Here is a 12,009-nt window from a genome sequence, read left to right as displayed (position 1 = left end):
TCGACGCATGCTGCGATGCCTGGAACCGCGCCACCAAAGATCAAGCCCGCATCCGGTCCCTCTGCAACTATCCCTACATCAAAGCGGTCAGTTCATGAGCTGGTCGGTATGAGACACTGATCGCCGAGAAGGGCGAGCGGGCGATCTACAGCTTCGAGATCAAGAAACCGGACGGGATCTGGACCACGATGTTTCGCGGGCAGGACACCATCCACGACGCCATGGGCGACGAGATCAGCGCGCCAGCGCATCCGACCTTTCCGACCGAGGAACAGGCGCGGGAATGGCTGGAGGCACGGAAGGCGTAACTTATGGGTCTGACGTGATTCGATGACGCGCAGGCGGCGCCGAGGGGCCGGGCTTCGAGGACATCGATCACGGCTCGTTCATATCTGCCGTTTCAAGAGTTGGCGCTTCTGCATCTGAACTTCCGGACCAATCCCGGCGAGTGCCGTGGCGGCAATTGCGACCGACGAAGGCAGTGCGTGCCAGCTTCAATCCTGTCCCTGTAGCGGGGGCTTGGCGAAGATGCTCGTAGCATGACATTGCAACACTCCCGGAAGGTCTGGAAACCGAGCCGATCCTGCATCGTCCAGGTGTTGCACCTCGCGCTGGAACTCAGGGGACGGCGGAATTCCGGGGCGTCGCGAGATGGGACCGGTCGCGGCGGCGATACTGCCCGTCGCCCTTGCGGCCCACCAGTTCGCCGTCGCGGATCATCACCTTGCCGCCGAGGACGATTGTCGTCGGCCAGCCGCTGAGCTCCAGCCCTTCATACGGCGAGTAGTCGGCGCCGTCGTGCATCTCGGCATGGCGAACCGTGCGGGTCACGGCCGGATCCCAGAGCGTGATGTCGGCGTCGGCACCGATCGCGATGGTGCCCTTGCGCGGATAGAGCCCATAGGTCCGCGCCTGGTTGGTGGCGGTCAGGGCGACGAAGCGCTGCAGGTCGATCCGGCCCTTCACCACCCCTTCGGAAAACAGAATCGGCAACCGCAGCTCCACGCCGGGAATGCCGTTGGGAATGTGCCGGAAGCTGGTCATGCCCCGTGCATTGCGCTTTCCGGCCGGGTCGTCGTAGCGGAACGGGCAGTGGTCGGAGGAGAACAGGTCGAAGACGCCGCGTTCCAGCCCATCCCAACAGGCGTCCTGGCTTTCGGCGTCGCGCGGCGGCGGCGAGCACACGAACTTCGACCCCTCCCAGTCCATGCCCTCCAGATCGTCCGCCGTCAGCATCAGATATTGCGGACAGGTCTCGCCGATCACCTTGCGGCCGCGCCTGCGGGCCCGTTCGATTTCCTCCATGGCCTCGCGGTTCGACACATGGACGATCACCAGCGGCACGTCGGCGACCTCGGCCAGCGACACCGCCCGGTGGGTCGCCTCGCGTTCGACGGCGATCGGGCGCGTCGCGGCATGGGCGCGCGGCGCCACGTCCCCCTCGGCCTCGTGGCGGCCGATGAGGTAGCGGATCGCGTCCTCGTTCTCGCAATGGACCATGACGAGGGCACCGGTTCGCCGGGCGACATCCATCGTGTCGAGGATCTGAGCGTCGCTGAGCCGCAGATCCTCGTAGGTCATGAACACCTTGAAGGAGGTGTAGCCGTCCTCGACAAGCGCCGGCAGTTCCTGGCCGAGCACCGCGTCCGACGGGTCGGAGACGATCAGGTGGAAGCTGACATCGGTGTAGCAATTGCCATCCGCCAGGGCGTGATAGGCCTTCAATGCCTGGCGCAGCGGCCTGCCCTTCTCCTGCAGGCAGAAGGGCAGGATGGTGGTGTTGCCGCCGAACAGAGCCGAGCGCGTGCCGCTTTCGAAATCGTCGGCCATGACGATCCCCTCACCGGACGGCTGGGCGATATGGACATGGCTGTCGATGCCGCCCGGCAGCACGTAGCGCCCGGTGGCATCGATGGTCTCGGCGGCCTCTCCGAGATCCCGACCGATCTGCACGATCACGCCATCGCGGATCGCGATGTCGGCGGCGAAGACGTCGGAAGCCGTGGCGATCGTGCCGTTTGCGATGACGAGGTCGAAGCGCATGGGAAATCCGATCAATGAGCAGGGGATTGGCGACCGGCGCCGGCCATGGCTGCCGCCGTTCAGACAGCGCGGCTAGAGCGCCGGTTCGAGGGCGGCGATCAGCCGGTCGACCTCGTCCAGCGTATTGTAATGGACCATGGACACGCGCACGACACCGCTCTGCGGGGCAAGCCCGAGATCCTGGATCAGACGCTTGGCATAGAAGTCGCCGTGGCGAATGCCGATCATGTGCGGATCGACCTGATCGACGATGGCCTTGGAATCGTGCTCGTCGACGGTGAAGCTCACCGTCGCGACCCGGTCCTCGATAGCGCTCGACGCCCGGCCGACGATGCGGATCGAATTGCGGCTTTGCAGGAAGTCCATCAGCCGCGCGGTGATCGCCCGCTCCTGTTCGGCGATGTCGCGGAAGCCGCCCTCCACCGCCGCCCGCCCGGCCGTCGCACCCGCCATCGCGCCCAGTTGCTCGACATAGTCGATCGCCCCGACCGAGCCGTGGGCGAGTTCGTAATTGATGTTGCCCGGCTCCAGCTTGTGGGGCACGGCATCCTTGCCGAAGAAGAAATGGTAGATGTTGTCGAGTTCCAGGAGCCGGTCTTTCCTGCCCCACATCACCGCGAAATGCGGCCCGAACACCTTGTAGACGCTGAAGATGTAGTAGTCCGCGCCAAGCGCCTGGACGTCGATCGCGCGGTGCGGCGCATAGGCGACGCCGTCGACGCATACCTCGGCCCCGCCGGCATGGGCGATCTTTGAAATCTCGGCGATCGGATTGATCGTGCCCAGGATGTTCGACGCATGGGTGACGCAGACGAGCCTGGTGCGCTCGTTCATCAGCCCCTTCAGGTCGTCGAGATCGAGTTCCAGAGTCTGCGGATTGCAATGCCAGAATCTGACGACCACGCCGCGGACCTGGTGCTTGAGCCACGGCCCGATATTGGCCTCGTGATCGGTATTGGTGACGATGATCTCGTCGCCCGGCTCGAGCCTGCCGGTCATCGCCTCCGACAGGACCCGGATCAGCATCGTCGTGGAGGCGCCCATGACGATCTCGCTCGCATCGGCCGCATTGAGGTAGCGGGCGAAGGCGTTGCGCGCCGCGCGCACCCGCTCGGTAGAACGCTGGCTCGGCGCGTAGGTGGCGCCGGTCTGGACGTTCGATGTCAGCAGATAGTCGGAGACCCGCTCGGCGACCCGCGACAGCACCTGGCTGCCACCGGCATTATCCATGAAGACCCAGTCGCCAGAAAGCGCCGGAAACTGTCGGCGGACAAAGTCCATGTCGAGTGTCATCGGATCGGCCTTTCAGTCTTTGTCGGAAGACGCGGGGCTTGCCCGCATGTCTGTGCCCGCATGTCAGTGATTGAGGACGGCATCGAGAAAGGCGCGGGCGCGCTCATTTCGGGTCGCCGTGAAGAAGGTCTCGGGCGACGAGATCTCCTTGATCTCGCCGGCCTCCATGAAGACGATGCGGTCAGCCACCTGCCGTGCGAACCCCATTTCGTGGGTCACCAGAAGCATGGTCACGCCCTCGCCGGCCAGGCCCTTGATGACGTCGAGCACCTCTCCGACCATTTCCGGATCGAGTGCCGAGGTCGGCTCGTCGAAGAGGAGGATGCGCGGTTCCATCGCCAGGGCCCGGGCGATGCCGACGCGCTGCTGCTGGCCACCCGAAAGCTGGACCGGGTATTTTTCAGCCTGTTCGGCGATGCCGACCCGCTCCAGCAACCGGCGGGCGCGGGCGCGGCCCTCGTCCCAGCTCAGGCCACGCACCCGCACCGGTCCCAGCGCGACATTGTCAAGAACCGTGTGGTTGGGAAACAGGTTGAAGGCCTGGAAGACCATCGCCACTTCCTGGCGCACGCTCTGCAGCTTGCGGCCAGGCTCGACCCGTGTGCCGTCGAAGATGACGTCGCCACTGTCGTACTGCTCCAGCAGATTGATGCAGCGGATCAGCGTCGACTTGCCGGAACCGGAGGGGCCGAGTAGCACCACGACTTCGCCTGCGGCGACCTCCAGATCGATCCCGCGCAGTGCCTCGAACTTGCCGAAGCGCTTGCCGACGCCGCGCATCTCGATGATCGGCTGCACGTCGTCCATCAGCGGGCTCCCTTCTTGGCATGGCGCGCCTCGAAGACGGCGACCAGACGCACGAGCGGCAACAGAAGCAGGAGATAGAGGATCGCCGCGCCGATCAGCGGCGTCGGATTGGCGGCGAGCGCCTGGGCCTGCGTTGCCTGCTTCAGGAGATCCGGCAGCGCCACCACGGAGGCGAGCGCCGTGTCCTTCATGACATTGATCGAATTGTTGGTGAGCGGCGGGATGACGATGCGGATCGCCTGCGGCAGCACCACGTCGCGCATCAGGAACCACTGGCTCAGCCCGATCGACTGGGCGGCCTCGAACTGGCCGCGCGGAATGGCCTGGATGCCCGCGCGATAGATTTCCGCGGTATAGGCACTCGAGATCATGGTCAGCGCCGTCGTGGCCGAGGCAAAGGCCGACAGGCGGATGCCGACGAAGGGCAGCGCATAATAGACGATGACCAGCCAGACCAGCACCGGCAGCGCCCGGAACACATCGACATAGGCGACGACGAGAAACCTCAGGATCGGATGACCGTAAATCCGCAGCATCGCAAGGACGAGACCACCGACGAGGCCCAGAACGATGGACAGCGCGCCGAGCGCGATCGTCCGCCACAGCCCTTCCAGGAGCAGCGGATAATAGCGCAGGAGAACGTCGATGTTGAAGAAGGTGGAAACGATATCCATCGGGCCGCCGTCATTCCCGGAGTAGACANCAGCCCTTCCAGGAGCAGCGGATAATAGCGCAGGAGAACGTCGATGTTGAAGAAGGTGGAAACGATATCCATCGGGCCGCCGTCATTCCCGGAGTAGACATGCGGGCCGGACGCGAGGCGTCCGGCCCGCCGGAGGCCTCTACGACTTCGGCTTGGGCATCTCGCGCACTTCCACCGTGCTGGTGGTCGCTTCGGGCTGGGTACCGAACCACTTCTCGTGCAGGTCGGCGATGTAGCCTTCCTCCTTGAGGGTCGTCAGCACCGCGTCGGCCTTGGCCACCAGTTCGCTGTCCTTGGCAAACATCATCGAATACTGCTCGCCCGTGGTCAGCCGCTCGACGACTTTCATGTCGGGCTTGTCCTTGAGGTAATAGGCGACCGCCGGGATGTCGGAGACATAGGCGTCGATCCGCCCGGCCGCGAGATCGAGCATGGCCGGGTTGAGGCCCTCGTAGCGGCTGATCCCCGCAAGGCCCCACTCGCTCTCGCGCTCGGTCGAGTACATGTCGCCGGTCGAGCCGGTATCGACGCCGACCGTCTTGCCCTTCAGGTCGCCGGCGCCCGTAATGCCGGAGTCGGCGCGGGTCGAGAGCGACTGGTCGCTGTCGTAATAGGGCTGCGCGAAGGAGACAGACTGGAGCCGTTCGTCGGTGATTGTGATTGAGGAGATCGCGACGTCGATGCGGCCAGACTGGACGGCCGAGAACAGGCCGTTGAACGGCACGTTCTGGATGTCGACCTCGTCATAGCCGAGGCGATCGGCGACTTCCTTCAAAAGGTCGACCTCGAAGCCGACGATTTCGGAGTCCTCGTTCTGGAACTCCCAGGGCACGTTGCCGATATTGGCGCCCGCCGTCAGTGTCTCGGCGAGGGACGGCCCGCAGACCAGGAGGAGAGCGGTGGTGGCGGCAGCGAAGATGTTTGTCCGGATCATGCAAGTCTTCCCTGTGTCGTTGCGTGGAGCGCACCGGCCATCGGCCGGCCTGGAAATCGAACTGTGGCGTTTCGTCCCGCAGCATCTGCCTGAATGACTGGCATGCAGATGCCTATTTTTATTGCATGCATATTGAAGCATAAACTGTATGCGAAAAATCACTCGATGCAACACCGCCCAGCAGATTTCTTCGGTGTGACGCCACACGAACAGGCGGGTCGGCCGCCCGCCTCAGTCGTCCACGTAGGGCGCCAGGATCTCGACGAGGTTCCGTGCCCGCCTGTCGGCGTCGGGAAGGAAGGCGCGATCTGCCACGGCTTCCAGATGCCCGGCCATCAGTTTCATCGCCTCGTTCTTGTCGCCGGTCGCCAGTGCGTCGACGAGCCGCCGGTGCTCGTTGACCGCGCATTCCGGCGAATGTGGCCGGCCATAGGCCGAGAGGGACAGGCCGCTGCGATAGGCGACTTCGCTGACATAGCGGATGAGGATCGGCTTGCCGGTCATGCGCGCCAGAAGCACGTGGAAATCGGTCGCAAGGCGGATCGACGCAGCCTCGGGGCCGCCCGTCGCCTTGTCCTGCGCCTCGATATGGGCGGCCAGTTCGGCGATCTGTTCGCGGCTGAGCGAGCCGGCCAGATGCTTGACGACCAGACGCTCCAGTTCGACGCGGATGTCGAAGGTGTCGCGCGCCTCCTCGAAGGTCGGCGTGGCGACCACCGCGATCCGGTTCCGCCTAAGGTCCACCAGACCCTCGCCCGCAAGCTGGCCGAGCGCCTGCCGCGCGATCGTGCGGCTGACCCCGAAGCGCTCGCCGAGCGCATCCTCGGGCAGCTTGTCTCCCGGCGAGAGGGCCCGCTCGATGATGGCACGGCGGATGGCGGAACAGATGCGATCCACCCGGTTGGCGGAATCCCGTACTGATGTCATCGTCCGATGACGCTCCCTGCTCGATTGCTGATCTGAATTGACGCATACCATACGCGGCCGACACTCCATACAGTTTGATGATCAAGCAGTCCCATCTGCAACGCTCCGCAGCAAGCATCGCGGTAGCTGCCGGCGAGCCTACCTGCCCGACACATCCGCGCCGATCACCGGCCGATGTCTGTCCTGATCATTCTTCCAAAACCGGCGGTGGGAGTTGCGCTGCGTCTCGGCCGAGACCCGGCGCACGGACATGTCGTCGATCAGGCGCTGGCGCAGTGGGCGACCGGTGCGGCGGTAACGGGAAAGGTCGTCATGGGAGGGCTCCTTGATGTTCTGCTCAACAAGCACGATCGACAGCCCGGTGCGGCTCAGATTTTTCAAGACCCGGCCGACCTCTGCGACAATCTGCGGGCAAGTCCCTCCGAGGGCTCATCAAGGAGAAGGAGCCGCGGACTGGTCATCAGCGCCCGGCTGATCGCCAGCATCTGCTGCTCGCCGCCCGACAAAGAGCCGGCGAACTGGCCCTGTCGCTCTTCCAACCGCGGAAAGGCCGAGTATGCGTCCCTGAGTTCCCAACCAGACCATCCGCTGCCCGCAGGACCACGTGCCGCAACCGTGAGGTTTTCCTGGACAGTCAAGGAGGGGCAGATCTGCCGCCCCTGCGGCACGACAGCGACGTCCTTCCGCGAAACCCGCTTCGGACACTGAGGCCCAGGATTGAATCCCCGAACCGGTCGCCGCGCGGCTTATGATTTGACGCCAGCGGCACGCCCGTCGCTTGGCGATATCGTCATTGGGACGAGTCGATGGACGCTGTACCAGCGGCGCCCCCTCCCACCGTTGACTCTGTTATGAGATAACATTACGGACACTCCGTCCTGATCACGGAGCGTCCAATAAATCGTCTGCCCGTCACCGTCCTGTCCGGCTTCCTCGGTGCCGGCAAGACGCTGCTCAACCATGTCCTCGGCAACCGCGAAGGGATCCGCGTCGCCGTCATCGTCAACGACATGAGCGAGGTGAACATCGACGCGGCGCTCTTGCGCGACGGCGGCGCGGACCTGTCGCGCACGCAGGAGACGCTGGCCGAGATGACCAATGGCTGCATCTGCTGCACGCTGCGGGACGACCTCCTCGCCGAGGTGCGGCGGCTGGCGGCCGAGCAGCGCTTCGATGCGCTGCTGATCGAATCGAGCGGCATTTCGGAGCCGCTGCCGGTCGCCGCTACCTCCGAATTCCGGGACGAGGCCGGGTTCAGCCTGTCGGACGTTGCTCGTCTCGACACGATGGTCACCGTGGTCGATGCCGCCAACCTCCTGAAGGACTATGCCTCCAGCGACTTCCTTCGGGATCGCGGCGAATCCCTTGGCGAAGGCGACGAGCGTACGTTGGTCGACCTGCTCGTCGAGCAGATCGAGTTCGCCGACGTCGTCGTCCTCAACAAGGCCGCGCTCGCCGGCCCCGCGGCGCTCGATGCCGCCCGCGCCATCGTCCGGGGGCTGAACGCCGGGGCGCTGATCGTCGAGGGCGACCACGGCCACGTGCCGCTCGGCGCGGTGCTCGGCACCGGGCTTTTCGACTTCGACAAGGCCCATACCCATCCGCTCTGGTACTGTGAACTGCACGGCTTTGCGGCGCATGTGCCGGAAAGCGAGGAATACGGCATCCGTTCCTTCGTCTACCGGGCCCGCCGTCCGTTCCAGCCCGCCGCGCTCCAGCGCTTCATCGGCGAGCCCTGGCCGGGCGTCTTACGCGCCAAGGGCTTCTTCTGGCTGGCGACGCGCCCGAACCACGTCGACGAACTCGCCTTGGCCGGCGCGCAGATCCGGACGGCGAAGCGCGGGCTCTGGTGGTCGGCGGTGCCGAGCGACCACTGGCCGGACGATCCCGAGTTCCGCCGCCTGATGGCGCCCAAGCTCGATCCGCTCTGGGGCGACCGGCGCCAGGAGATCGTCTTCATCGGCACCGACCCGATGGACGAGGCGGCGATCCGGGCCCGGCTCGATGCCTGCCTGGTGCCCGAAGACCGCTTCGAGCCGAAGCTCTGGGAACGGCTGCCCGACCCCTTCCCGAACTGGGCGGCCCGCGCCGCATGAGACGCTTTTCTCCTCTCCAACGTCCGAGACCATCCATGATCCATCTTCCCCGCGTGCTGGGCCCGCTCGCCCTTGCCCTGTCCTGCCTTCTCCCGCTGCCGGCGCTTGCCGCCCCGGACGGCGTCTTCGACATCGTCGCGCCCTTCGAGATCGGCGGCGCCGACCCTCCCTCTCGGGCTTCGTCTTCCAGCGCATGGAAGTCGGCGAGACGCTGCTCGAGGTCAACGGCGAAGGCCGGCCGCAGCCGGGCCTTGCCACCGCCTGGAACGTCTCGGAGGACGGGCTGGTCTGGACGCTGCCCATCCGTGCGGGTGTGCGTTTCCACGACGGCACGCTGCTGACCGCCGAGGCGGCGGCCGCCTCGCTGGAGAAGGCGCGCGGCAAGCCGGGCGTGCTCGAGCGCGCCAGTATCGAGAGCCTCTCCGCCGAGGACGGCGCCGTGGTGATCCGCATGGCGGAGCCCTTCGCGCCGCTCATCGCACTGCTGGCCCACTTCTCGACGATATCTCCCTACGGTAATAGTGGACTGGCTTACGCTTACCAGGCAAAGCCCCTCCGGTGATTGGGCGTTGAGATCAAGGCTTGTCTCCCATTGGCCACGCGCCTGTTCATGAGCGATGCGGTGATCGTCACCTGACGCAGATTGACCGGAACCGGTTTACGGAACCAGAAGACTGATCCGCGCCTCGTGACGAAGGGTGTGAGGGAATCTTGCAAGTAACAAACGCCCGAAAAAATCGTGACAGGGCGCTGTGACAGGAAGGCAGAGAATCCGGACGTTTCAGATATGTGAAATCAATGACTCAGGAATGGCGGAGAGGGGGGACTCCACCGATACACCCGCTTAGTCATTGAAATGTATGGGAACGCGATCGCACGATCAAGAGCCCTGTGTACCAGTGTGGTGCGCTCCCTTCAAGCACGCCGGAGCGACAGAAATCAGGTTGCCAATCTCGGTTCGAGGACCCCGGCGCGCCTCGCGAAGCCAGACGCCGTGCCCCACTCAGTCCCACGGCGGCATTTCGGAAGCGTACATCGAAACGGGATTCCCAGGCGAAGGCCGCTGGCCAAGGTATCGCTCGTTATATCGCAACCGGCACTGTCAGCGTGGTCTTGAAATGTGGCGCGTGTTCGATGGTCAAGCGGCCTTTCCACTTTCGCTCTATCAGGGCGCTGACAAGCTTCGAGCCGAACCCGGTACCTTTCGATGAGGCATCCGAAGTTGACAGAGGATCATCCCAACCGAAACGAAATAGCTTCGATCCGTCGGGACCTGGGTGCAATGACCATTTTACGTGGACCGCTCCGGCGTCCCCGCCCAGCGTGCCGTACTTCATCGAGTTCGTCGCCAGTTCGTGCAGGACGAGCCCCATGTCGAAGCAAAGTTCGGGCGGAAGCAATATGTCCCGTCCTTCGGTGGTCACTTGAGTCCCAAACGGCTTCATTGCCTCTTCCACCAATTCCGCAAAGCGCGTTGATGTCCATCCTCCGCGGGATACGACATAATTTGAGCGTGCGAGTGCGCTCAGCCGCTCGGTAAATGATTCTCGGGCGATCTTGGTGTCCGCATCTGCCTTGAACGTTTGACCGGCAATACTGATCACCAATTGCAGCATGTTGCCGGCGCGATGCGCCATTTCGCGTATCAGCAGCGTCTGTTGATCCGTCGCCGCGACCTGTCTCGCAGCCCCTGCTACAATGTTGGCCAGCGATTCGAGAAACTCGGCGTCGGTCTGGTCGAAGTCTCGAATCTCGGGTGTATGAATGCCGAACACGCCGAAATGCCGCGAGTTGGTACCTGGAATGACAACAGATATTCCGCTTCGCACATTGTGATCATGCAGAAGTTGGGGGCCGTCGAAGCGCGTTTCTGTCAAAAGATCCTTGACGATAACCGGGCCTTTTCCCAACAAGGTGTATCCAGCCTGTGACGCGCGCTCGATACCAACTTTACCGTGACCGACAAGGCCGTCCGCCCACCCAATCCCGGCACGGAGCACGAGGTGGTCGGCACTATCAGCGAATTGTAGTATCTTCGTGAGAGGAACGCGAAGAAGCTCAGCTGCGACCTGAACAGCGCTATCTAGTACTTTCTGAAAATCGCGTTCGTTGAGAGCAAACGAGCCGAAGCGCGCGACCGCGTGCTGCTGGGCAAGCCGTCGTTCTAGCTTGTGTTCGTTCCTGACGCGATCAGACACGTCTAGACATACCCCGGTCAGATATTTCGAACCATCCGACATGGTCGTAACACCGCCAGATGTCTCGATCCACAAATCGGGCATGTTTGAGCGTGGAGCAATTCGGTAAACAGTTCTGTAGGGTGCTCCTGTCTCTATGCTTTCCATAATATTTTTCCAGACGACACCAGCGTCGTCGGGATGAATATCTTTCTGAAAACTCGACAGGGTTCCATCAAAAGAACCAGGTGGAAGATGGTGAACATTTTCGAGGTTGGACGTCCATTCCAATTGCTCGCTATTGAGCTTCCAACGCCAGATCCCCGCGCCGCCCAAGCGCAACCCTTCTTGCAGAGCAATCGACTCCGAAAGGAACGTAATCGTCTCCATAGGTTCTTCGGGGCTGTGTGTCACTGGATGGGACATGTGCTCCTGGAATCAGTTCAATGCAGAGATCGATTCGTGTGGCGCCGAGATGAACGCTAGCGTCCACATAGGGCACGAGCAGTCACGCTGCCATCAGGCCACTTCAGGGTGGGTCCGGAATAAGGTGCAGCGCTAGGGACGCCATGGGCACCGTGATCTATCCGCTGGACGAGATCCTGCTGCTGTCCTTGCTTGCGGTTCTGGCAGGGGCCGAAACCTTCACCGCAATCGCCCAGTTCGGTAAAGACAAGCTCGACCTGCTGCGGCGCTTGCGGCCCTTTGCCAATGGCGCGCCCGATCACGACCGGCTGGGTGAAGTTTACGCCGCGCTGGATGCCGAGCAGTTTCAGAACTGCTTCGTCAGCTGGGTCGCCGCCTTGACCGGAAGCCCCGCCGATGTGATCGCCATCGACGGCAAGGCCAGCCGGCGCTCCGCCAAGAAGGGCGGCCTCAACCCCATTCACACGGTCTCGGCCTTTGCCGCCCGTCGGCGCCTGGTGCTCGGGCAGGTCAAGGTGGCGGAAAAGTCCAATGAGATCGTCGCCATCCCCAAGCTCCTGGACATGCTGGCCATCGAGGGCGCCATCGTCACCATCGACGCCA

The 12,009-nt window shown here is 63.6% G+C and carries 12 protein-coding genes; 3 read left to right on the top strand and 9 right to left on the bottom strand.

Going from position 1 to position 12,009, the window contains the following annotated elements; genetic code table 11:
• Positions 1-618: 618 nt before the first annotated feature.
• From hydA to VQ042_RS22770, 8 genes are all read right to left on the bottom strand, one after another.
• Positions 619-2,043: a dihydropyrimidinase gene (gene hydA / locus VQ042_RS22805; protein WP_331822587.1), complete on the bottom strand. Its 1,425-nt coding sequence runs from the start codon at positions 2,041-2,043 to the stop codon at positions 619-621.
• Positions 2,044-2,115: 72 nt separating this feature from the next.
• Complete coding sequence (locus VQ042_RS22800) at positions 2,116-3,336, bottom strand: cysteine desulfurase-like protein (RefSeq protein ID WP_331822586.1); 1,221 nt, start codon at positions 3,334-3,336, stop codon at positions 2,116-2,118.
• Positions 3,337-3,399: 63 nt separating this feature from the next.
• Positions 3,400-4,143: an amino acid ABC transporter ATP-binding protein gene (locus VQ042_RS22795; protein ID WP_331822585.1), complete on the bottom strand. Its 744-nt coding sequence runs from the start codon at positions 4,141-4,143 to the stop codon at positions 3,400-3,402.
• Entirely contained in the window at positions 4,143-4,817 is a 675-nt protein-coding gene (locus VQ042_RS22790; RefSeq protein WP_331822584.1) for an amino acid ABC transporter permease, read from the bottom strand. The genes VQ042_RS22795 and VQ042_RS22790 overlap by 1 nt, the downstream gene beginning before the upstream one ends.
• Positions 4,818-4,985: 168 nt before the next feature.
• Entirely contained in the window at positions 4,986-5,780 is a 795-nt protein-coding gene (locus VQ042_RS22785) for a basic amino acid ABC transporter substrate-binding protein (RefSeq protein WP_331822583.1), read from the bottom strand.
• Between the two features lie 231 nt (positions 5,781-6,011).
• Positions 6,012-6,707, bottom strand: a complete 696-nt coding sequence (locus VQ042_RS22780) for a GntR family transcriptional regulator (RefSeq protein ID WP_331822582.1) — start codon at positions 6,705-6,707, stop codon at positions 6,012-6,014.
• A 138-nt stretch (positions 6,708-6,845) separates the two neighbouring features.
• Positions 6,846-7,088, bottom strand: a complete 243-nt coding sequence (locus tag VQ042_RS22775) for a hypothetical protein (RefSeq protein ID WP_331822581.1) — start codon at positions 7,086-7,088, stop codon at positions 6,846-6,848.
• Positions 7,085-7,375 (bottom strand): ATP-binding cassette domain-containing protein, encoded by a 291-nt coding sequence (locus VQ042_RS22770; RefSeq protein ID WP_331822580.1) that lies wholly within the window; start codon positions 7,373-7,375, stop codon positions 7,085-7,087. Before VQ042_RS22770 ends, VQ042_RS22775 begins: the two co-directional genes overlap by 4 nt.
• A gap of 228 nt (positions 7,376-7,603) precedes the next feature.
• Here VQ042_RS22770 and VQ042_RS22765 point away from each other — a divergent pair, with 228 nt between their 5' ends.
• Together VQ042_RS22765 and VQ042_RS22760 are read left to right on the top strand one after the other, a co-directional pair.
• Positions 7,604-8,803 (top strand): GTP-binding protein, encoded by a 1,200-nt coding sequence (locus VQ042_RS22765; protein WP_331822588.1) that lies wholly within the window; start codon positions 7,604-7,606, stop codon positions 8,801-8,803.
• A gap of 193 nt (positions 8,804-8,996) precedes the next feature.
• Positions 8,997-9,365 (top strand): ABC transporter substrate-binding protein, encoded by a 369-nt coding sequence (locus tag VQ042_RS22760; protein ID WP_331822579.1) that lies wholly within the window; start codon positions 8,997-8,999, stop codon positions 9,363-9,365.
• A gap of 520 nt (positions 9,366-9,885) precedes the next feature.
• Here the strand turns inward: VQ042_RS22760 and VQ042_RS22755 are convergent.
• Entirely contained in the window at positions 9,886-11,370 is a 1,485-nt protein-coding gene (locus VQ042_RS22755) for a sensor histidine kinase (RefSeq protein WP_331822578.1), read from the bottom strand.
• Between the two features lie 179 nt (positions 11,371-11,549).
• Here VQ042_RS22755 and VQ042_RS22750 point away from each other — a divergent pair.
• Positions 11,550-12,009, top strand: a 460-nt coding sequence (locus VQ042_RS22750) for an ISAs1 family transposase (protein ID WP_331822577.1), incomplete at its 3' end; no start/stop codon positions are given.

This window comes from Aurantimonas sp. A2-1-M11, from assembly GCF_036549475.1.
In the GTDB taxonomy this organism is placed as follows: domain Bacteria; phylum Pseudomonadota; class Alphaproteobacteria; order Rhizobiales; family Rhizobiaceae; genus Aurantimonas.
This window is presented reverse-complemented; position numbering and strand designations above follow the sequence as displayed.

Coding starts and splice junctions, on each gene's coding strand:
- hydA (WP_331822587.1), bottom strand. CDS start 2,043: ATGCGCTTCGACCTCGTCATCGCAAACGGCACGATCGCCACGGCTTCC.
- VQ042_RS22800 (WP_331822586.1), bottom strand. CDS start 3,336: ATGACACTCGACATGGACTTTGTCCGCCGACAGTTTCCGGCGCTTTCT.
- VQ042_RS22795 (WP_331822585.1), bottom strand. CDS start 4,143: ATGGACGACGTGCAGCCGATCATCGAGATGCGCGGCGTCGGCAAGCGC.
- VQ042_RS22790 (WP_331822584.1), bottom strand. CDS start 4,817: ATGGATATCGTTTCCACCTTCTTCAACATCGACGTTCTCCTGCGCTAT.
- VQ042_RS22785 (WP_331822583.1), bottom strand. CDS start 5,780: ATGATCCGGACAAACATCTTCGCTGCCGCCACCACCGCTCTCCTCCTG.
- VQ042_RS22780 (WP_331822582.1), bottom strand. CDS start 6,707: ATGACATCAGTACGGGATTCCGCCAACCGGGTGGATCGCATCTGTTCC.
- VQ042_RS22760 (WP_331822579.1), top strand. CDS start 8,997: ATGGAAGTCGGCGAGACGCTGCTCGAGGTCAACGGCGAAGGCCGGCCG.
- VQ042_RS22755 (WP_331822578.1), bottom strand. CDS start 11,370: ATGGAGACGATTACGTTCCTTTCGGAGTCGATTGCTCTGCAAGAAGGG.